Origin of the sequence: Nocardioides pymetrozini, from assembly GCF_046058985.1 — a bacterium.
Classification (GTDB): Bacteria; Actinomycetota; Actinomycetes; order Propionibacteriales; family Nocardioidaceae; genus Nocardioides.
In genome coordinates this window covers 167389-186277 of sequence record NZ_CP175557.1, presented here as the reverse complement: position 1 = coordinate 186277, position 18889 = coordinate 167389, and the positions used below count along the sequence as shown (strand labels likewise).

17 protein-coding genes and 2 pseudogenes are annotated in these 18889 nt (G+C 66.1%); 14 read left to right on the top strand and 5 right to left on the bottom strand.

Annotated elements, in window-relative coordinates; translation table 11 throughout:
- Positions 1 to 32 precede the first annotated feature (32 nt).
- Positions 33 to 479 carry a GNAT family N-acetyltransferase gene (locus tag ACJ5H2_RS22555; RefSeq protein WP_408899696.1) on the top strand — a complete coding sequence of 149 codons (447 nt, stop codon included), beginning with the start codon at positions 33 to 35 and terminating at the stop codon, positions 477 to 479.
- Here ACJ5H2_RS22555 and ACJ5H2_RS22550 read toward each other — a convergent pair.
- Positions 450 to 1325: a PaaX family transcriptional regulator C-terminal domain-containing protein gene (locus tag ACJ5H2_RS22550; protein ID WP_408899695.1), complete on the bottom strand. Its 876-nt coding sequence runs from the start codon at positions 1323 to 1325 to the stop codon at positions 450 to 452. The two genes, ACJ5H2_RS22555 and ACJ5H2_RS22550, sit on opposite strands and share 30 nt — an antisense overlap.
- 235 nt (positions 1326 to 1560) lie before the next feature.
- On the opposite strand from ACJ5H2_RS22550, the gene boxC reads away from it, so the two are divergent.
- The 9 genes from boxC (at position 1561) to ACJ5H2_RS22505 (ending at position 9963) form a co-directional block, all read left to right on the top strand.
- On the top strand, positions 1561 to 3270 hold the full coding sequence (boxC, locus tag ACJ5H2_RS22545) for a 2,3-epoxybenzoyl-CoA dihydrolase (RefSeq protein ID WP_408899694.1): 1710 nt from the start codon (positions 1561 to 1563) through the stop codon (positions 3268 to 3270).
- 4 nt (positions 3271 to 3274) lie between these two features.
- The gene (locus ACJ5H2_RS22540) at positions 3275 to 4882 is read left to right on the top strand and encodes a benzoate-CoA ligase family protein (protein ID WP_408899693.1); all 1608 of its coding nucleotides are present in this window, start codon (positions 3275 to 3277) and stop codon (positions 4880 to 4882) included.
- Entirely contained in the window at positions 4879 to 5886 is a 1008-nt protein-coding gene (locus tag ACJ5H2_RS22535) for an NAD(P)/FAD-dependent oxidoreductase (protein WP_408899692.1), read from the top strand. The genes ACJ5H2_RS22540 and ACJ5H2_RS22535 overlap by 4 nt, the downstream gene beginning before the upstream one ends.
- A 61-nt stretch (positions 5887 to 5947) precedes the next feature.
- Complete coding sequence (gene fdxA, locus ACJ5H2_RS22530) at positions 5948 to 6277, top strand: ferredoxin (protein WP_408899691.1); 330 nt, start codon at positions 5948 to 5950, stop codon at positions 6275 to 6277.
- Positions 6278 to 6326: 49 nt separating this feature from the next.
- Positions 6327 to 7205 carry an amidohydrolase family protein gene (locus ACJ5H2_RS22525; RefSeq protein WP_408899690.1) on the top strand — a complete coding sequence of 293 codons (879 nt, stop codon included), beginning with the start codon at positions 6327 to 6329 and terminating at the stop codon, positions 7203 to 7205.
- The gene (locus ACJ5H2_RS22520; RefSeq protein ID WP_408899689.1) at positions 7205 to 7741 is read left to right on the top strand and encodes a gamma carbonic anhydrase family protein; all 537 of its coding nucleotides are present in this window, start codon (positions 7205 to 7207) and stop codon (positions 7739 to 7741) included. The genes ACJ5H2_RS22525 and ACJ5H2_RS22520 overlap by 1 nt, the downstream gene beginning before the upstream one ends.
- 10 nt (positions 7742 to 7751) lie before the next feature.
- Positions 7752 to 8315, top strand: a complete 564-nt coding sequence (locus tag ACJ5H2_RS22515; RefSeq protein WP_408899688.1) for a DUF6158 family protein — start codon at positions 7752 to 7754, stop codon at positions 8313 to 8315.
- 77 nt (positions 8316 to 8392) lie between these two features.
- A complete protein-coding gene (locus tag ACJ5H2_RS22510) occupies positions 8393 to 9205 on the top strand; it encodes a 3-hydroxyacyl-CoA dehydrogenase family protein (RefSeq protein WP_408899939.1) in 813 nt (270 codons plus the stop codon).
- A 14-nt stretch (positions 9206 to 9219) separates the two neighbouring features.
- Positions 9220 to 9963: an enoyl-CoA hydratase/isomerase family protein gene (locus ACJ5H2_RS22505; protein WP_408899938.1), complete on the top strand. Its 744-nt coding sequence runs from the start codon at positions 9220 to 9222 to the stop codon at positions 9961 to 9963.
- Between the two features lie 32 nt (positions 9964 to 9995).
- Here ACJ5H2_RS22505 and ACJ5H2_RS22500 read toward each other — a convergent pair whose 3' ends face one another.
- Positions 9996 to 10427, bottom strand: a complete 432-nt coding sequence (locus tag ACJ5H2_RS22500) for a helix-turn-helix transcriptional regulator (protein WP_408899687.1) — start codon at positions 10425 to 10427, stop codon at positions 9996 to 9998.
- Positions 10428 to 10911: 484 nt separating this feature from the next.
- Here ACJ5H2_RS22500 and ACJ5H2_RS22495 point away from each other — a divergent pair, with 484 nt between their 5' ends.
- Positions 10912 to 12375: a benzaldehyde dehydrogenase gene (locus tag ACJ5H2_RS22495; RefSeq protein WP_408899686.1), complete on the top strand. Its 1464-nt coding sequence runs from the start codon at positions 10912 to 10914 to the stop codon at positions 12373 to 12375.
- Positions 12376 to 12987: 612 nt separating this feature from the next.
- Here the strand turns inward: ACJ5H2_RS22495 and ACJ5H2_RS22490 are convergent.
- Positions 12988 to 13465, bottom strand: a pseudogene (locus ACJ5H2_RS22490) (transposase); the annotation flags it as partial.
- Positions 13466 to 13938: 473 nt separating this feature from the next.
- On the opposite strand from ACJ5H2_RS22490, the gene ACJ5H2_RS22485 reads away from it, so the two are divergent.
- Positions 13939 to 14784 carry a cupin domain-containing protein gene (locus ACJ5H2_RS22485; protein WP_408899685.1) on the top strand — a complete coding sequence of 282 codons (846 nt, stop codon included), beginning with the start codon at positions 13939 to 13941 and terminating at the stop codon, positions 14782 to 14784.
- Positions 14785 to 15546: 762 nt separating this feature from the next.
- Here ACJ5H2_RS22485 and ACJ5H2_RS22480 read toward each other — a convergent pair.
- Both ACJ5H2_RS22480 and istA read right to left on the bottom strand, forming a co-directional pair.
- Positions 15547 to 15945 (bottom strand): annotated as a pseudogene (locus ACJ5H2_RS22480) (ATP-binding protein); the annotation flags it as partial.
- Entirely contained in the window at positions 15945 to 17189 is a 1245-nt protein-coding gene (istA, locus tag ACJ5H2_RS22475; RefSeq protein ID WP_408899684.1) for an IS21 family transposase, read from the bottom strand. The gene istA and the pseudogene ACJ5H2_RS22480, both read right to left, overlap by 1 nt.
- Positions 17190 to 17934: 745 nt before the next feature.
- On the opposite strand from istA, the gene ACJ5H2_RS22470 reads away from it, so the two are divergent.
- Positions 17935 to 18354: a nuclear transport factor 2 family protein gene (locus ACJ5H2_RS22470; protein ID WP_408899937.1), complete on the top strand. Its 420-nt coding sequence runs from the start codon at positions 17935 to 17937 to the stop codon at positions 18352 to 18354.
- A 243-nt stretch (positions 18355 to 18597) separates the two neighbouring features.
- Positions 18598 to 18768, top strand: coding sequence for a hypothetical protein (locus ACJ5H2_RS22465; protein ID WP_408899683.1), 171 nt, complete (start codon positions 18598 to 18600; stop codon positions 18766 to 18768).
- The last annotated feature ends 121 nt before the right edge of the window (positions 18769 to 18889 follow it).

Genomic DNA, 18889 nt, shown 5'->3' with positions numbered 1-18889 from the left:
CGGCCCGAGACGGTGGTGCCGACGGAGCCGTCGTGGGCTACCGGCGCCTCGACATCTCATGGGGCGGTGACGCCGAGATCTTTCTCGCCGTGGAACGGTCGGCTCAACAGCGCGGCATCGGGAGCTTCATCCTCGCCAGCTTGGAGGACGAGGCTGCGCGCCGGGGAATCAACTACGTCTTCAACGTCATCCGCGACCACGCCCAGCGTGTGTACGTCCACGACTGGCTGGTCGTGCGCGGCGTCCGCGGCGCAATCGACGGCGACCTGCGCAAGCGCGTCGTCGGATCGGCCGAGCCCGATCACGAAGGCGAGATCCGCGAGGAGACCTACCCGGAGGCCACTTCGCAGCAGGAGGCTCGGGCCCGGGCCAGGAGGACCAGGGCGGCTACGTGGACGTCGAGGAGCACCAGTACTGAGTTCCGCGCCGCGCGCGAGAGCCTGCTGATCTCAGGACAGCGGGCCCTCCGCCGTGACTAGGATCTCCCAGGCAGCCCGAGCACCCCGGTTCCAGCGGGCATGGCGCTCGTGGAAGACCTGCGCGGCACGGTGCCCGGGCCAGTCGTGATCGAGCAGCTCGGCCGGCAGGGCGGGATCGAGGAAGGGGAACCGGCGCCACGCCTCCACCATCTCCAGCTGCGCGACGAAGCACTCGAGGTCGGTGCCGGCTTCCCTCGTCTCGAACGCATCGATGAATCCCAGGTAGAGGTCCTCGACGGCGTCGAGTTCCCAGGCGGCCTCGAGCAGCTGCTTCTCGCTGCCGATCCCGCAGGCAGGGCCGACCCAGGCGAATGCCTGGTCCTCGATGCCGAGATCGCGGATCACGGCGTGAACTTCGTTCGACAGCGCCGTGTCGGGACTGATCCACAGGCCAGGGGTGGGACTGCCCATGCCCAGCCAGGTGAGCCTGGTCCGCAGACGGTGTCGCAGCTTGCGCTGCGCCTCCGAGATAGGAGCACTGAGCACGAGCCAGCGCCCGTCCCACGGCCTTCCGCCCCTCATGAAGCCGTAGATGCGCTTCGTGCCCTCCTCCAGCAGCGTCCTTCCCTGGGGCGTGAGCGACCACGACACGCGCCGACCGTGACGGCTCGCCTCGATAATCCCCTCGGCCGCCGTGCGGTTGAGGGCCTGTCGGGCGGACTTCTCCTCGATCCCCAGAGCTGATAACCCCGACAGCAGGGTCCCGGTCCACGCCGGTTCGCCCCGCGGATGAACGAACTCGCCGAGCATCGTCAGCAACGACGAACGCGCACTGGCGGATCCGATCTGCCGTCGACGGGTCGCCGACAGGTTCGTGGAGCCAGGCGTCGACGTGGACGCGGTCATGTAGGCCTACCTCTCCCAGACTTCGCAATCGAGGGGGTGGGCGCTGCTCGTTCCACACCTCGATGCAGTTCTTATCCGAATCTTGTCATCCGTCTCGCCGGGTTGCGCCGCAACGAGGGTCAGTCACGACAAAACGCTACAACCTCTTGACGATTCGCTGCTCGTACGTAGAGGATTGCTTGCATGCGGCGCGACCGCGCCATGTAAGCCCCGATCAACGGAGGACCACCTCGTCATGACCGTTCTGGACGCTACTGAGGAGCAGTCGCACGGTGCTGCGACCCCGCCCGTCGTCGACTTCGATACCTCCCCAGATCGGTACAAGCACTGGTCGATCGACATCGACGGCGCCATCGCCACCGTGACCCTCAGGGTCGACGAGGACGGCGGTCTGGTGCCCGGGTACGCCCTGAAGATGAACTCCTACGACCTCGGCGTGGACATCGAGCTCTACGACGCTGTCCAGCGGCTGCGGTTCGAGCACCCCGAGGTCAAGTCGGTCGTTCTCACGGGCGGGATGGAGCGCATGTTCTGCGCAGGAGCGAACATCCGGATGCTCGCCCAGAGCAGCCATGCCTGGAAGGTGAATTTCTGCAAGTTCACGAACGAGACCCGCAATGGCATCGAGGACGCAACGGAGAACTCCGGGCAGACCTGGATCGCGGCGCTGAACGGCACCGCGGCCGGCGGCGGCTACGAGGTCGCGCTCGCCTGCGACGAGATCATCCTGATCGACGACAACTCCTCCACCGTCTCCCTGCCAGAGGTGCCCCTGCTCGGGGTGCTTCCGGGAACCGGCGGTCTGACTCGCGTGGTGGACAAGCGCAACGTGCGCAAGGACCGAGCAGACCTGTTCGCCACGAAGTCCGAAGGCTACCGCGGCAGTACCGCCGTCGAGTGGGGTCTGGTGGATGCGACCGTGCCCCGCAACAGCTTCGTGGAGACGGTGACGGCTCGCGCCAAGGAGCTCGCATCGACCTCGACCCGGTCCGCCGCCGGCCAGGGGATCGAGCTGACGCCTCTGGAGCGGACCGAGAACCACGACGAGATCTCCTACCGCTACGTCCGAGCCACCCTGGATCGTGAGGCTCGACGCGTCGACATCGAGGTGCGCGGACCGAAGAGCGCGCCGCCGTCTGGCGCCGCCGAGATCCACGAGCAAGGGGTCGCCTACTGGCCGATGGCGTTCGCCCGCGAGCTGGATGACCTAGTTCTCCGGCTCCGGACGAACGAGATCTCGCTCGGCACCTGGGTGTTCAGGTCGGCCGGAGACTCGGCTGCGGTGCTCGCCTACGACCAGCAGCTCACCGACCTGGCCAGCGACTGGCTCGTCAACGAGATTCGGCACTACCTAAAGAGGACGTTCAAGCGTCTCGACGTGACCAGCCGCAGCCTCATCGCCGTCATCGAGCCGGGAAGCTGCTTCGCCGGCTTCCTGGCCGAGATCGCGCTGGCGGCCGACCGCCAGTACATGCTGGAGGGCGTGTACGAAGACATCGACCCCGCCGCCACTCCTGCCACCATCCAGCTGACTGCCTCCAACGACGGCACGTACCCGATGGGCAACGGACTGTCCCGGCTGGAGTCCCGCTTCTGGGGCCGGCAGGACGATCTTGCCAACGCGCGCGAGGCCATCGGCAAGTCTCTGAACGCGTCCGCGGCCGACGCAGCGGGACTGGTGACCGTTGCGCTCGACGACATCGACTTCGCCGACGAGGTTCGCATCGCGTTGGAGGAGCGGACGTCGCTGTCCCCCGACGCGTTGACGGGCATGGAGGCCAATCACCGGTTCGTGGGTCCGGAGACCCTTGAGACCAAGATCTTCGGACGGCTGACCGCCTGGCAGAACTGGATCTTCATCCGGCCGAACGCGTCCGGTCCCGACGGCGCGTTGCGCAGGTACGGCACCGGCCAGCGGGGCGAGTACGACTACGACCGAGTGTGAAGTGATGAACGCACCGTTCAACGCCGCCGATTACCTTCTCACCCGCAACGTCGATGCCGGGCGAGGCGACCACCCTGCAGTAGTCGGCAGCACGAGCACGCTCACCTACGCCGAACTGGATGTCCTGGTCGGCGACGTCTCCGCGGCCTACCGGGTCGCCGGTATGCGCCCGGACGACCGGGTGATGATGCTGATGGCAGACGACATCCCGATGCTGGCATCGATCCTCGGCGCGTTCCGCGCCGGCGTGGTGGCCGTCCCGGTTTCCACGATGCAGACAGGTGCCGAGGTCAGCAAGGTCCTCGCGGACTCTGGCGCGCGGATGCTGATTTGCACCGAGGATTTCGCCGCAGCGGCGCGGGAGGCTGTCGGTGCGGTGCCCAGCGTCGAGAAGGTCGTCATCGTCGGACAATCAGGTTCCGAGCTGCTCGGTGAGCGCGAGGTCATCGAGTTCGACGACTTCGTCGAGTCGGGACGCGCGGCCACCCACGCGAGGGGGACCGCCGCAACCGATGAGGACTCCTGGGTCTTGTGGCTCTACACCAGCGGCACCACGGGCATGCCCAAGGCGGCGATGCACCGGCACGCCAACATCCGTCATGTCTGTGAGAGCTACGGTCACCAGGTGCTGGGGATCCGGCCAGACGACCGCACTTTGTCGGTGGCGAAGATGTTTTTCGCCTACGGCATCGGCAACAGCGTGTTCTTCCCTTTGTCCGTCGGCGCGACGACGATCCTCGAGCCGCGCCGGCCCTCGCCGGAGGTGGTCCGGAAGCGGATGGCCCAGAGCCAACCGACGCTGTTCTTTGGCGTGCCGACGTTCTATGCGGCGCTTCTTGCCAGCGACATCCCGGACGACGCGTTCTCGTCGGTGCGGCTCGGGACGTCGGCCGGCGAGGCGCTTCCAGCGCCGTTGCTGAAGCGCTTCAAGGAGCGGTTCGGGGTGGACATCATCGACGGCATCGGCTCGACTGAGGTACTCCACATCTTCTTGTCCAACCAACCTGAGGACATCCGACCCGGCACGACCGGGCGCGCCGTGCCTGGCTATGAGGTGGTCGTGCTCGATGAAGCCGGCAACAAGGCGGCACCCGGTGCGCCCGGTGCGCTGCACGTGCGCGGAGCGTCGATCGCCCTGGGGTACTGGCGTCGCGCCGAGGCGTCTCGCCAGGTGTTCCGAGGCGAGTGGTTGGTGACCGGCGACACCTATGTCTGTGACGAGGACGGCTACTTCAGGTGCCTGGGCCGCAACACCGACATGCTCAAGGCGGGAGGCATCTGGGTCTCACCCGCGGAGGTGGAGGCGTGCCTGATCGACCATCCCGGTGTGCGGGAGGCCGCGGTCGTCGGTGTCGCGGATGCCGACGGGCTCGACAAGCCGGTCGGCGTGATCGTCGCCGCGGCGGACACCCAGCCCGACGGAGCCGAGCTGATCACGTGGTGTCGCGACCGGATGGCCCACTTCAAGGCGCCGCGACACATCGTGTTCGTCGAGGAGCTTCCGAAGACCGCGACCGGGAAGATCCAGAGGTTCAAGGTTCGCGCGTTCCTCGCCTCAGAGACCGAGGAGTCGCCGGCGGACCTCTCCGCATCAGGGGCGGCATCGCAATGACCACCGACGTAGACATCCTCATCATCGGCGCGGGACCTGCGGGTCTGTTCGGCGCCTACTACGCCGGTGCCCGCGGACTCAGCGTCGCGGTCATCGACTCGCTGAGCCAACTCGGTGGACAAGTCACCGCGATGTACCCCGAGAAGCAGATCTATGACATCGCCGGCTTGCCCGCCGTCTCCGGTCGCGACCTCGTGCGAGGGCTCGTCGACCAGGCGACGCAATACGAATCGACCTTTATCCTCGGCGAGGAGGCGCAGCTCCACGAGCGTCTTCCCGAAGGCAGCCTCCGACGCCACCAGGTGACCACCAGCAGCGGGAAAGTGGTCCGATGCGGCGCGGTCATCGTGACCGGCGGTATCGGCACCTTCACGCCGCGCCCTCTGCCGGCGGGGGAGGACTTTCTCGGCCGGGGTCTGGACTACTTCGTGCCCGACAGCGCCGAGTACGCGGGGAAGGACGTGCTCGTCGTGGGGGGCGGCGACTCTGCGATCGACTGGTGCCTGACGCTGGAGTCGATCGCGGCGTCGGTGACGCTGGTGCATCGACGCGAGCAGTTCCGGGCACATGCCGCAAGCGTGACCGAGGTTCGCTCCTCGAGTGTCCGGATCGTCACCAACGCCGAGGTCGTCCGGCTCGACGGCGGTGCCGTTGTCGAGAAGGCGACCTACCAGCTCAAGGGAGGTGAAGCGAGCACCGTCCCGTGCCAGAAGGTGGTCGCAGCGCTCGGCTTCACCGCTAACCTGGGGCCGCTGCGCGAGTGGGAGCTGGAGCTCGCCAACAACCGCCACATCGTCGTCGACAGCGCCATGCGAACGAACCAACCGGGCATCTTCGCAGCCGGGGACATCACCGACTACGACGGCAAGGTCCGCCTGATCGCGGTCGGGTTCGGCGAGGTGGCAACGGCGGTGAACAACGCCGCCGTCTACATCGATCCGGATGCCCAGCTGTTCCCCGGACATTCGACCGACACGCCGCACCAGGTCTCGCTAAGCGCCTGACGGCCCGCTCGTCCGCCCCTCTCGCGCCGCGAGCAACCATCCACGAACGAAGGAAACGCGCATGCCTTACGTGATTGCCAGTCCGTGCATCGACGTCCTTGATCGCTCCTGCGTCGAGGAGTGCCCGGTCGACTGCATCTATGAGGGTGGTCGCAAGGCGTACATCAATCCCAAGGAATGCATCGACTGCGGCGCTTGTGAACCGGTCTGCCCGGTGGAGGCAATCAGTCAGGACCGGCGTGTGTCCGAGTCGGACGAAGCATTCGTCGAGGACAACCGTCGCTTCTTCGTGGATATCCTCGACGGCCGTGGCGAGCCCCTCGGCGCCCCCGGTGGTGCCCACAAGGTCGGATCCCTCGGTGTCGACACCCCGTTGGTCGCCGGCCACTGATGGCCGACGGCAGTCCTGCAACGTCCGTTCGAAGGAGGCGACCGAACCCGTGCTCGATGATCAGACATTCGTCGATGCTCACGTCCATGTGCCACATCTGGACACCCTGGCGCCGGCATGGATCGAGTGGGCGCGGGAGTTCGGTGCGGACGGGATCCTAAAGGGCGTGTGGGACTCCACCGGCGCGCCCGTTCCCGCGCAACTGGATCACCTGTTCGCGGCTGAGGGCGTGGACGCCGCACTCCTGTTCTGTGAGTACAGCCCTCGGGCCACCGGGGCGCAGCGCTTCGACGACCTCCTTCCTCTGGTCGACCACAACCCTGAGCGGTTTCGACCGGTCGCCAACGTGAATCCTCATCTGCACTTCCCCATCGCGCGGGAGCTGGTCCGACAGCTCGACCACGGTGCTGCCGCCCTCAAGCTGCATCCTGTGCACGGAGGCTTCCGTTGCGACGATCGCGAGCTCTACCCGGCGTACCAGGTCCTCGCCGAACGCGAGGTACCCCTTGTCGTCCACTGCGGCACCAGCTCGTTCCCCGGCAGCCGCAATGAGCTGGCCGACCCGGAGTACCTGCTTCCCGTGGTCCGCGACTTCCCGACCTTGAACGTCGTGCTCGCTCACGGTGGTCGGGGATGGTGGTACGACACGGCGGCCTTCATGGCGCTCGCCAACCCTACGGTGTGGATCGAGCTCTCGGGACTGCCGCCCAAACGGCTCCCCGACTACTACTCAAACTTCGAACTGAGCCGCCTCGCGCAGAAGTGGATCTTCGGCACCGACTGGCCCGGAGTGCCCGGCGTGGCGGCCAACGCGGCCGCGGTCGCAGGACTCGGGTTCGACGAACGCACCCAGGCAGGAATCCTCGGCGGGAACGCCATGGCGATCTACCACGGACTCGACCATCTCGTCGGATTGGAGGGCCGCTGATGCCGGTCTACGCGCTCGGCGATCTCGAGCCACGCATCCATCGCGACGCCTACGTGCACCCCGACGCCGTGATCATCGGCGACGTCGAGATCGGTGCGGAGGCTTCGGTATGGCCCGGTGCCGTGCTCCGCGGCGACATGGGCTCGATCGTGGTCGGCGCCCGCACGTCCGTCCAGGACGGCACCATCCTCCACACGACGGAGGAATGGCCGACCATCGTCGGCCCGGAGTGCGTCATCGGACATAACGCCCACCTCGAGGGCTGCACCGTCGAGGAACGGTGTCTCATCGGGTCGGGGTCGGTAGTCCTCAACCGCGCGGTGATCGGCACGCGCAGCGTCGTGGGAGCCCAGGCCCTCGTGGCCGAGGACTCACAGATCCCCCCGGGTTCGATGGCGCTCGGCGTGCCAGCGCGAGCTCGGCCGGTCGAGTCCACTAAGCAGGCCAGGTGGATCGACTACGCAGTCAAGGAGTACGTCGATAACGCCCGGAGGTACCGCCACCAGCTCCGGCTGGTCCAGCCAGCGATTGCATAGGAGCATCGAGATGACCGACCACGACATCGCGCAAGAAGCGCTCGGACGGCCGGTGCGTGAGCTGCGTGATGAGGAGCTCGAACAGCAGGGCAAGGCCGTCCACGACACTCGCAACTGGGTGTTCCTCAACGGCACCTCCGAACAGTTCGCCACCCACACGGCGCGGATGCTCGAGCTCGAGCAGGAGTACCTCCGCCGTCATCCGAAACGAACCTGGCAAGGAACCGGTGGCGCCGGGGACCCAGGCTCCGACATCGACGTGCTGAGGGCCGCGCTCCGCGGCATCGTCGCCCAGATCGAGGTGCTGCTGGTGCCACAGCCGCGCGTGGCCGAGTCGTCATCGGAGCCGACGTCAGACCCCGTTGTCGCACTGCTCGAGCGGATCGCCTCCAGTGCGAACGGGCGGTTGCACAAGCTCGAGGTGCACCAGGCAGCGCGGGAGGTCGGGCTCGACCGCACGGCCCTCGCGCGTCTGTACACCCGCGAACCGCGGCTCCTCGCCACGGAGCAGTCAGACCGGGTGATCACCGACGCCGGCCTCGCTCACCTGACCCGAGCCCGTGGGGCAGCGTAGTGACCGGCGCGAACGATACCTCCGTCCCCCTGGTCGTCCGCATCCCCGCGCAATGCGGCGTCGTCGGCGGCGGCCGGATGGGTGCGGGCATTGCGCACGCGCTCCTCCTGGCCGGTGCTGACGTCACGCTGGTCGAACGAGACGACGACGCCGCGGCCGCCGCCCACGGAAGGATCGGGAGAGCCCTGCAGGTGAGCGCCGGGCGCGGCCAGATCGACGACGCCGACCGGGTGCTCGCCCGGATGCAGCTGGCAACGAGCGCCGGGTCCCTGGCAGCGACCGACCTCGTGATTGAGGCTGTCCCTGAGGACCTGGAGCTCAAGCTGCAGACCCTGCGCCGTATCGAGGCGAACGTCGCGGCGGACACGGTGATCGCCACGAACACCAGCAGCATCAGCCTCGACACGCTGACGGACGCCCTCCAGGAGCCGCATCGCTTCTTGGGTCTGCACTTCTTCAACCCGGTTCCGGCCAGCAAGCTGATCGAGGTCGTCACCACCGAGGTGACCGGTCCCGACCTGACCGAGATCGCCACCGGCTGGGTCGAGGCGCTGGGCAAGACGGCAGTCGTCGTGCGCAACTCCCCAGGTTTCGCCAGCAGCCGGCTGGGAGTCGCGCTCGGTCTCGAGGCCATTCGGATGGTCCAGGAAGGTGTCGCTGCTCCGCAGGACATCGACGCGGCGATGACCCTGGGGTACGGCCATCCAACCGGGCCTCTTCGGCTGACCGACCTCGTAGGCATCGACGTGCGCCTGGGGATCGCCCGCTACCTCGAAGCCGAACTTGGACCCCGGTTCTCCCCACCACAGTTGATGGTCGACATGGTCGAGCGCGGCGAGCTAGGGCGCAAGACGGGGCGAGGCTTCTACCCCTGGGCGGACGAAACGTGACCCGGAGCGAAGTCATCACGTTGGAGGGTGTGGAGTTCGAACGACGAAGCGACCGCGCTGTCGTCTGGCTGACCCGGCCCGAGGTACGCAACGCGATCGACGCGGGCACAGTCGCCAGCCTCCACCAGGTCTGTGCCGTGCTGGAGTCCGATCCCGTGCCGGCGATGGTCACCGGCGGCACCGAGGTCTTCGCCGCCGGCGCCGACATCGGCCAGCTGCGCGATCGCACCAGCACCGACGCGCTCGCCGGCATCAACTCGGGAATCTTCGACAGGATCGCGAAGCTTCCGATGCCAACGGTGGCGGCGATCGCCGGACACGCGCTGGGCGGTGGCGCCGAGCTTGCCTACGCGTGCGACTTCCGGGTCGGCACCCCGACGACGACCATCGGGAACCCCGAGGGGCGCCTTGGCATTCTCGCCGCTGCCGGGGCCGCCTGGCGCCTGCGGGAGCTCGTCGGCGAGGTGCTCGCGAAGGAGATCCTTCTCCTCGGCCGCATCCTGACCGCCCAAGAAGCGACCGAGGTCCGACTGCTGAACGAGATCGTTGAGGCAGATCAGTTGCTGCCCGCTGCCGATGCGATCATCGACCAGATCCACAGGTCGGCGCCGCTCGCGGTGCGGCTGACCAAGCTCGCGCTCCACGTCCCCCGCGACGCGCACCCGGTCTTCGACAACGTCGCGCAGGCGGTGTTGTTCGAGACGCCGGAGAAGCACGAGCGGATGACCGCCTTCCTCGACCGCAAGTCTCGTTTCTGACGACCTCAGCTCGCCGGCCGCACTCGCGCGCGTCACTGACCCAGCGCCGACCGGCGGTAGGCGCCCGGCGTCGTGCCGAATCGCGCGCGAAACGCGCGGTTGAAGTGGGCAGCATCGGCGTATCCCAGTCGATTCGCGATCGCCATCGTCGACCGGCCGCGTTGGAGCGGATCGGCCAGCGCGGTGCGAATCGCTTCCAGTCGCAGGCTCCGGGCCATCTCCATCACCGACTGCGGCTCGTCGTGGAACAACCGATGGAGGGAGCGTGGCGACATCGTGTGTGCGGCCGCGACGCTGTTGTGGGAGAGGTCGAGGTCGGTGAGATGCGCCCGCACGTAGGCACCGACCCGAGCGCGGAGGGTGTCGTCGGACCCGATGGTGCTTCCTTCGCTGACGATGCTCGCGAGCAACTCGAGGCTAGCTTCGCCGAGGTGAGCCGCGGCCGCGGTGACATCAGCATCCACGTCGCGTTGTGCGGTTAGCGAGCTGACCAGGAGATATGCAAGCGGCCGGCTCGCTGGATAGATAGATTGAACGGATCGTCCTCGGCCGTGATGATCGAGCGCTGAGTTCGACGTACGACCTGGGGGGATCCCGAGACATGGAACGCCGTGGCCCTGCCCAAACGGACCGAGGAGATCTTGCCGTCGAGACGGTCGCCGACGCGTCAAGTTGTCCGTCGACGTAGTCGGCGCGCAACCCGCCAAAGGCGTGGCCCAGTCGGGCCCTCCATTGCTCGGTGCGCGTGGCGCGTGGGTCCATCTCGGTTGCCATCGGTTCGCAGGCCTCTTCTCGCGTCACTGGCGCGTCGCGCATAGAACGACGGCGCCGAAAGTCAACGCAACGCTGACGAACTAGGCGAGGGTTGTCACGCACTAGTTCGAACTACGCCAAACCAGATCTTCGAGTCTCTGGTGTGCGACGGGGACCCGGTCGAGAGGACAACAAATGGGCAGCCTTCTGGACTCCGCCGAGTGGCAGGGCAAGATCTTCAGCAACGGGTGGGTAGACGCGGCGGGTGGCACTGTCGACACCATTGAGCCGGCGACGGGCGATGTGCTTGCGACCGTGGGTCTCGCGAACGCCGCAGACGTCGCAAACGCTGCGGCGGCGGCGAAGGCGGCGCAGCCCGAGTGGGCGGCCAAGACCGGTCCAGAGCGGGCCGCTCTGCTTCGTCGGGCAGCGGGCATCGTCGAGTCGAACCGCGCCGAACTTGAGGGTTGGCTGATCCGCGAGGGTGGCTGCGTTCCTGGAAAGGCGGCATTTGAGGTTGACCTCGTCCTCGGGGAGCTGTGGGAAGCGGCTGCCCTGCCGACGCAGCCGTGGGGCCACCTCTTGCCGTCCGGCGAACCCGGTCGCCACTCGGTGGCGCGGCGAGTTCCCCTCGGTGTCGTTGGGGTGATCTCCCCGTGGAACTTCCCACAGATCCTGGCCGTTCGTGCCGTTGCTCCTGCGCTCGCACTCGGCAACGCCGTCCTCCTGAAGCCGGACGTGCAGACCGCCGTCTCCGGCGGTGTGCTGATGGCGAGGATCTTTGAAGAGGCAGGTCTGCCGGGCGGCTTGTTCCATGTGATGGCTGGCGACGCGGAGCCTGGAGCCGCCCTCGCTTCCGACCCGAACGTTGCGATGATCTCGTTCACGGGTTCGACAGCTGTCGGTAGGGAGGTCGGTGCTGCCGCTGGAAGGACCCTCAAGCGGGTGTCGCTGGAGCTGGGCGGCAACAATGCTCTTGTCGTCCTTGACGACGCCGATCTAGAGGTGGCTTCGTCCGCCGGCGCGTGGGGCGCCTTCCTGCACCAGGGGCAAGTCTGCATGACCGCTGGACGTCACATCGTGCTCGATTCGGTCGCAGATGAGTACCTCGATCTGCTGTCCAAGCGCGCAGCCAGTCTTCCAGTCGGCAACCCCCACACCGATCAGGTGGCGCTAGGCCCGCTCATCAACGAGCGCCAGGTCGCCAATGTCGAGCGCATCGTCTCAGAGACCGTCAGTGCCGGAGCCGAGATCAGAGCCGGTGGCGTCGCGGAGGGCTGCTACTATCCCCCAACCGTTCTTGCAGGAGTCACCCCGTCGATGCCGGCGTTCCGCGAGGAGATCTTCGGTCCTGTGGCTCCGGTTGTCGTGGTCAAGGACGAGGACGAGGCCGTTGCCGTGGCCAACGACACCGAGTACGGGCTCGTCGCCGCAGTCCAGACCGGGTCGATTGAGCGCGGAATGCGCCTTGCCGACCGCCTCCACACCGGTATCGTGCACGTCAATGACCAAACGCTGAACAACGATGCCTACGCGCCCTTCGGCGGTACCGGGGCCTCCGGGAACGGCAGCAGTTTCGGCTCCCAGTCGAGCTGGGACGAGTTCACGTCCTGGCAGTGGATCACGTCTCGCGAGCAGGCCCACGGATTCCCCTTCTGATTAGGGTGGCATTTGCCTGATCAACTCGGGCCCGGCGTGCAACAACGCCGGGCCCGGGTTTTCTCACGCCGAGCTTGAAGGGCTTGAGGGCAAGAGCTGTGCGCAGCTCCCGCGGCTACGAGGACCCGCCCCGGCGGCTCAAGCGGTTGAAGGCCAAGAACCGGGGGGCCGGCGTGACGGCGTCACCCAAGCGATCGGGGTACTCCCTCTCGGGGGCTTCCTCGCGTCGTACGGCGCTGACTTGGCAGCTACAGAGGGACGTGTCGTGGCGCAGGCTCGCGTAGTGCTTGGGGGTCGGGGCCTCGCTCAGACAGATCGTGCATTGGCGGGCAGGACCCGCCTGCCCGCCCTATCCGACATGTGTGGGAGGCCCCGATGTTCACCGAGCGTACGAGTGTCGGCCTGGATGTGCACGCCCTCTCGGTGCGTGCTGCTGGGTCGGACACCAGGACGGTCAGTTGTTCGAGAAGACGTTGACCCCGTCACCCGAGCACATCAGGGACTGGATCCGGCGGCGGCCGGGACCGGTCGCAGCGGCCTACGAGGCAGGACCTCCGCGTTCGGTCTGTACCGGGCGTCGACCGTAGCCGGCACTGGAGGAGTATTACGACAGGGGAACGCGGTGCCGTCCAGGGGGCGGGTGTCGTAGGCGGCGATCTGGGCGTCCAGGCTGGCGCAGATCCGGGAGACCTCGGACTTGGAGATCCCGCTGCCGACGCCTAGCGCGGCGACGAGGTCGTCGACCTTGGGGGTCGACACGCCGTGGACATAGGTCGCCATGATGACGGCGTGCAACGCCACGTCGACCCAACGGCGGGGCTCGAGCAGGGTAGGAAACGACCCGTGCGCAGCTGGGGATCCGGACGGTGAGGTCGCCGGTGGTCGTCGAGACGGTCCTGGGTCGGCTGCCGTTGCGCTGGTTGGTGCGGTCCTCGGTCCGCTCGTGGGGTGCCGCGCCGGACACCGAGGTGGCCTCGGCTTCGACGAGTGCCTGAAGCATGAGGCCGAGCATCTGACGCATCATGTCGCCCTCATCGGCGGCCCGCAGCATCTGGGTGAGCTCGAGCAGGGCAGACTGGTTCAGGGTCATGGCGTGAGTCCCGTTCTGCGAGTTGACTAGAGCCTTCTCGCAGAGCCTCACGCGATGGCCCGCCTAGTCTGGACGACACCCCGTACAGGGCCAGTTCGTGGTTGAGGCGGGCTGCTACTTCCACCACTCCTGTCACCCAAGCCTCACCGGATGCGGCGCCCTCCGTGGCGGAATCAGACAAGGATCGCGGCGGTAAAAGTCAACAATGATGCGACATGGGTGACAGCCTTAACGCGCATGGCCAAGTATCCCAGTCGGAATCTCGTGACGTTGCTCCTCAGCTAAGCCTGAGGACTCGCCGCACACCGCAGTTCGCGACCGCCAGGGCAGTTCACATCTTCGGTTTGAGAAGTTAACATTTTGAGAACGATCGGCGGGAGAAAAAGGGGTGTGCGCGAGCAACCTGTCCCAGAAGCGCATCTGGGCCCTAACTGAGCGTATCGACGGAACAACGCCCAAGAGGAGAGAGTTTGATGGCAGTGGAAAAGAAGAGCCGCGTGTACGCAGGGGCCGCGGATCCTGCGCTTCACGATTGGAAGCCCTTCCAGTGGGACGAGCCGGCGCTGGGTCGGGTTGAAACGCAGGGCGAAGTTGCGATCTTCCGACCGGAAGGGACAAGCGGCCGCTTGGTCGCTGGCTTCTGGCGATACCATGCAGGTGCTCCCGGCGCCAACCCAGACGGCTCGGGAACGGTACTATCGACGTCTCCCATGGGGGATGGTGTCTGGGTGATTCTCGACGGGTCGGCGACCGTCACCGCCAATCAAGCTGGAACGAGTCACCAGGTGGGTCCCAATTCGATCGTTCACGTTCCGAAGGGTGTCGAGCATACCTGGGATATTGCAGGACCGTACTTGAAGACATTCTGGGTCTCTTGGGATTGTGATAACCCCACCGGCGCCGATTTGAACGACATCTACATTGCAAGTACCAACGACAATCCGCATTCCGACGAATGGGTCACTTACGTTTTCAATGAGCCGCTTGAAGGCGAGTTGGTTTCCGGCGAGTACATTACCTTGTATCCCCAAGGGAGCAGCGGCACGTACTTCACTTCTCTGTGGCGAGTGGGTAAGGGCATTCCCGGTGGCGACGCTGATGGAACCTCTAGAGTTGGCTATACGTCCACCCTCGGAGATGAAACCATCTTGCTTCTCGAAGGCGAGGTTCACATCCGGGATGACTCGACAGGCGAAGAGTTCGAGTTCCGAGCAGGTGACCTCATCGCGCTACCTGCGGGAGATCACATTACGTGGACCACAAAGGGGCCGTTTGTCAAGAAGTTCTCGGTGATCACTGGCGCGTCGCTGACCGCCTAGCCCTCGTGGCCGCCGGATATGCAAGGGTGACCTGCGGCGGCGCCTGTGTCACAATGCGACGGGAGATCCCAGCCTGGCTCGCCAAGGCTCTCGCCCTAAGCTTGAGCAACGCTCCCAAACCGAGCAGATTGTCGGTTAGGTCGCTGCGGTGGATCCGTGGTGTCAGAACATCTGACATCCGCCGGGCGGGCCGAGCACGCATCGGACTAGACCGTATGGAGTACCGCTCGGGGCTGCTGCGGGTTGTTGCGGGCCAGGGACCCACAAATGGGTCACGGACTAGGGGATGGCCTGCTCGGGCTTATCCAACGGTTATGGAACGCCCCGGTGTGAACCGAGCGTACGAGCGTTGGGCTCGACGTGCACGCACGATCCGTAGTAAGAGCGAGGCTATCGCGGTGGCCAGGATTTGCCGCCGGGTCGCCCACGCCAGTGTCTTGCGGGATCGGGTGTTGATTCGCTCCTCGACGCGTCGGAGGTCCGCGATGGGGTGGGCCCGCGGGTCGCTGCCCTTGGGGAAGAAGTACTGGCAAGCAGACCGTTGCTGTTCTCGTTGGTTGACCGCTGCCAGGGCTTGCCGGCGTGGGCGAAGAAAAACCCTCGGCGAAGAGCGCAGCGACCTGATTATGACCGGCCATCTCCGAGCTCTGATCTCAGGAAAGGGGAGCCGGGCAGATTTTGGAAGCTCGCCGAGGGTCTGGTGCATGCCCGCGATCAGCGCTTCGGCGGTACGACGTCCGGGCGGGTGAACGAGCCTTACGTAGCAGCCGCGATCCCGAGTCCGGTGGCCAGGTGGGTCTTTCCGGTGCCGGGCGGGCCGAGCAGGACGACGTTGCGGGCTTCGGTCAGGAACCCGCCGGATGCCGACGACGCGATCTGCTGCCGGACGGCGGGTTGGGCGTCCCAGTCGAACTCCTCGATGGTCTTCTGGGCTGGGAACCCGGCGGCGCGGATCCGCAGCTGGGCCTCGGATGCGTTGCGGGCTGCGACCTCGCGGTCGAGCACGGCGGCGAGGTACTCCTCGTGGGTCCAGCCGGCATCACGGGCGTGGTCGGCCAACCTTGCTGCGGCTTCGGTGATCCGGGGCGCCTTCAACGCTGATGCCAGGTAGGTCAGCTGCTTGAGCGCCTCGGTCGCCTCGGTCTTCGCCTTGCCTGCCATCAGGCCACCTCCTCACCATCGATGGGGCCGTTGGTCATGCCGCCGTCGAGGAGCCCGAACGCGCGGTCGTAGTCGGCCAGGTCCCGTTCCATGTCGTCGTCCGGAGCCGGTGTCGCGTGGGGACGCTGGAACTGTTCACGCAGCACCTTCGCTGCCGCGACGTGGGCGGGATCGGTGATGGTCATGCCGCGTGCCGAGACCCGGTCGTGGGTTGCGACCAGGCGACCTTCGTGGCGGACCTCGGCACGGGCCAGGTCGGCATGGACGTCGACGAACCGGCCGATGACAGCAGGGTCGACGGAGTAGTCGTTGCTGTCGACGCGGACGTAGTAGTCACGTCCCAGCCGGACCCGGTTGGCCCATCCGACCGCTGGGGCGACCGGCGGCAACGGGAGCATCGCCGCCCGGTCGGCATCGAGCAGGTCGATCGGACGGGCCTTGATCGTGCGCACGACCCGGCCGTTGGCGATGGACAGCCAGTCGCCGAACTGGATGTTGAAGTCAGCCGGGGACTTGAAGTCGCGGCCAGGCATGAAGGAGGTCTCGAAGTAGCCGTTCCTGCGTTCGACCACGCCCTTGGATTCGGGGTCGTTCGGCTTGAGTCGCTGCAGCGTCGTGGCCAGCGTCCCGGTGAACGCGCTGACCCCTTCGGCGTGCCGCTTGCCACGTCCGATGCCAGTCTCGTTGTCCCAGATCAACCGTCGTGGGACCCCTCCGAGCAGCTGTAGCAGCATCCACATCCCCAGCAGCAGATCGGCTGTGGTCCGGGTCGGGATCATCCGCCCGAGGATGAACCGGGAGTGGGCCGCGGTGATCACGAGGACCGGCAGCAGCATCTTGGTGCCGTCCTCGAGCGGGATCTTCTTCGGCGGGAACCACAAGTCGCACTGCGCCGCATCCCCGGGCAGCCAGACCAGCCGGTCTGCGGGGTCGACCGGCCGGTGGTCAGGCCGCAACCGGCGGACGTTGTCACGGAACCAGGTGATCGACCCAGTCCAGCCGACCCGCTCGGCGATCACCGTCGCCGGCATGTCCGGCGTCTTGGCCAGCAGCTGTCGCACCGCCGGCTCGAACGGGGTGAACGATGTCGACACCGCCGGCCGCTCGTACTTCGGCGGCCCGTCCGAGGCCAACGCCCGCTCGACCGTCGACCGTCCGATGCCCAAGTCCCGTGCGACCTGACGCTGCGAAACACCGTCCGCTACCAGCCGCCGGATCAGAGCCCAATCCTCCACAGAGATCACCCATCCAATCTGTCTGGGTGGCCTCGTTTTCGACCGTCGCTATGGCCTCGTTTTCAAGCGTCGTCGACACCCACACACCAGCGTGATCGCGGACAACCCGCCACACCCTGTTCAGGCCGGCTCGCACCGTCCTAGAGCGTCTGGTAGATCGTCTCGTGACACACGTGCCAACGCGGCCGGCCGGAGGCTCGGTGCGCAGCTAGACAGCGAGTTGTTCCGGGCTCCACTCCAACTGTTGCTTGGCCCGGACTGCCTCCTTCGGGCCCGCTAGGTGACGAAACGACCACCCGTTCGATGTGCTCGGCTCGTCGCAGCGGTGGCAGACCACCGCGTTCAGCCCGCCACCGGTGGCCCGTATTCCGACCGATCCCAACGAGGGTGCAGGCCTCGCCTGCCGACGCCTGCCAGGATCAGATGCCAGTACTCGTCCTCGATCCCCAGACGTCGTTTGCGTCCCCGTCTTCCCAACATGCTCTTCCTTGCCAGCGAGTATTGCGACGTGACAACGAATCCGCCTGCCGCGAGGGGGTTAGTTTCAGCCTCCGTTGGCAGCATCCATACGCGTGAAGGGGTAGACGCTGGCAGCGCCTAACGCCCCTTCGTGGCGACTTTAGCCAAGGGTTTCGACGGGAATAGTCTAGACCTGTCCCGAGTTAGCGTTCTACCGTTAGGAAAAGAAGATGGACATTCATGCGCAGGGAAGAGGAAGATTATGCTTACGCAAGCACTGGATCCTAGGGTGCAGATGATTCGAGATTACGCAGATGCATGGAATCGGCACGCAGTTGATGACATGATTCAATTTCACACAGAAGACACAGTCTGGACCCTCCCCGCAGTACAGATGGAGAACGTGGGGAAGGCTGCGGTGTACAAGGCGTTTGAGAGCGTCTTCGAGTATTGGCCAGACGTTCGGTTCACGGAACGCCGAATGCGTTACGGCGGCGACATTGTAGCAATCGAGACGTACCTTTATCAGACTCTTAAGAAGCCACTTGAACTTGGAAATGTGGTAATACAACCTAATGGCAAGACGGTACGAATTGACCTGTGTGACATCTTGACGTTGGAAGACGGAAAGATTAGCAGAAAGGACTCCTACATGAACCTGCCTTACCAGCAGGAAATCCTTGAGGGCGGCCGCCGAGGGGGCCTAAGATCCTGATCGTTGGCGCCGCGACGCTGTTAGCCTCCCTGCACTGGACGGTATGACGTGACCGGCTCGGCCTGAGCCCGTTGCGGGCCGAGGCCTCACTCACAAGATTCGTGGGTTACCGAGCAGCGCAGCCTGCTCGGCCTGTCCGCCAGTTGTGGGAGGCCGCGGTGTTTTACCGAGGGTACGAGCGTTGGGTTCGACCTGCATGCCAGTTCGGTCGCGGCAGCAGCGATCGACGGCGTCACGGGCGAGTTGTTCCAGACAGAGCTGACCCCGTTCTACGACCACATCGAGTCCTGGATCACCGGCCTGCCGGGTCCGGTCGCGGAGGCCTACGAGGCGGGGCCGACGGGCTTCGGTTTGTACCGGGATCTGACCGCGGCCGGGATCCGATGCGAGGTCCTCGCGCGACCGAAGCTGTAGAAAACCCGCCAGTGACCGTCAAGACCGACCTGTTGACCGAACTACTGGGCTCCCGAATCGCGGGGTGCGTGCCCGGTTGACCTGTGCTGGCTAGGTTCCCCGCTCGTGACGAATGACGACG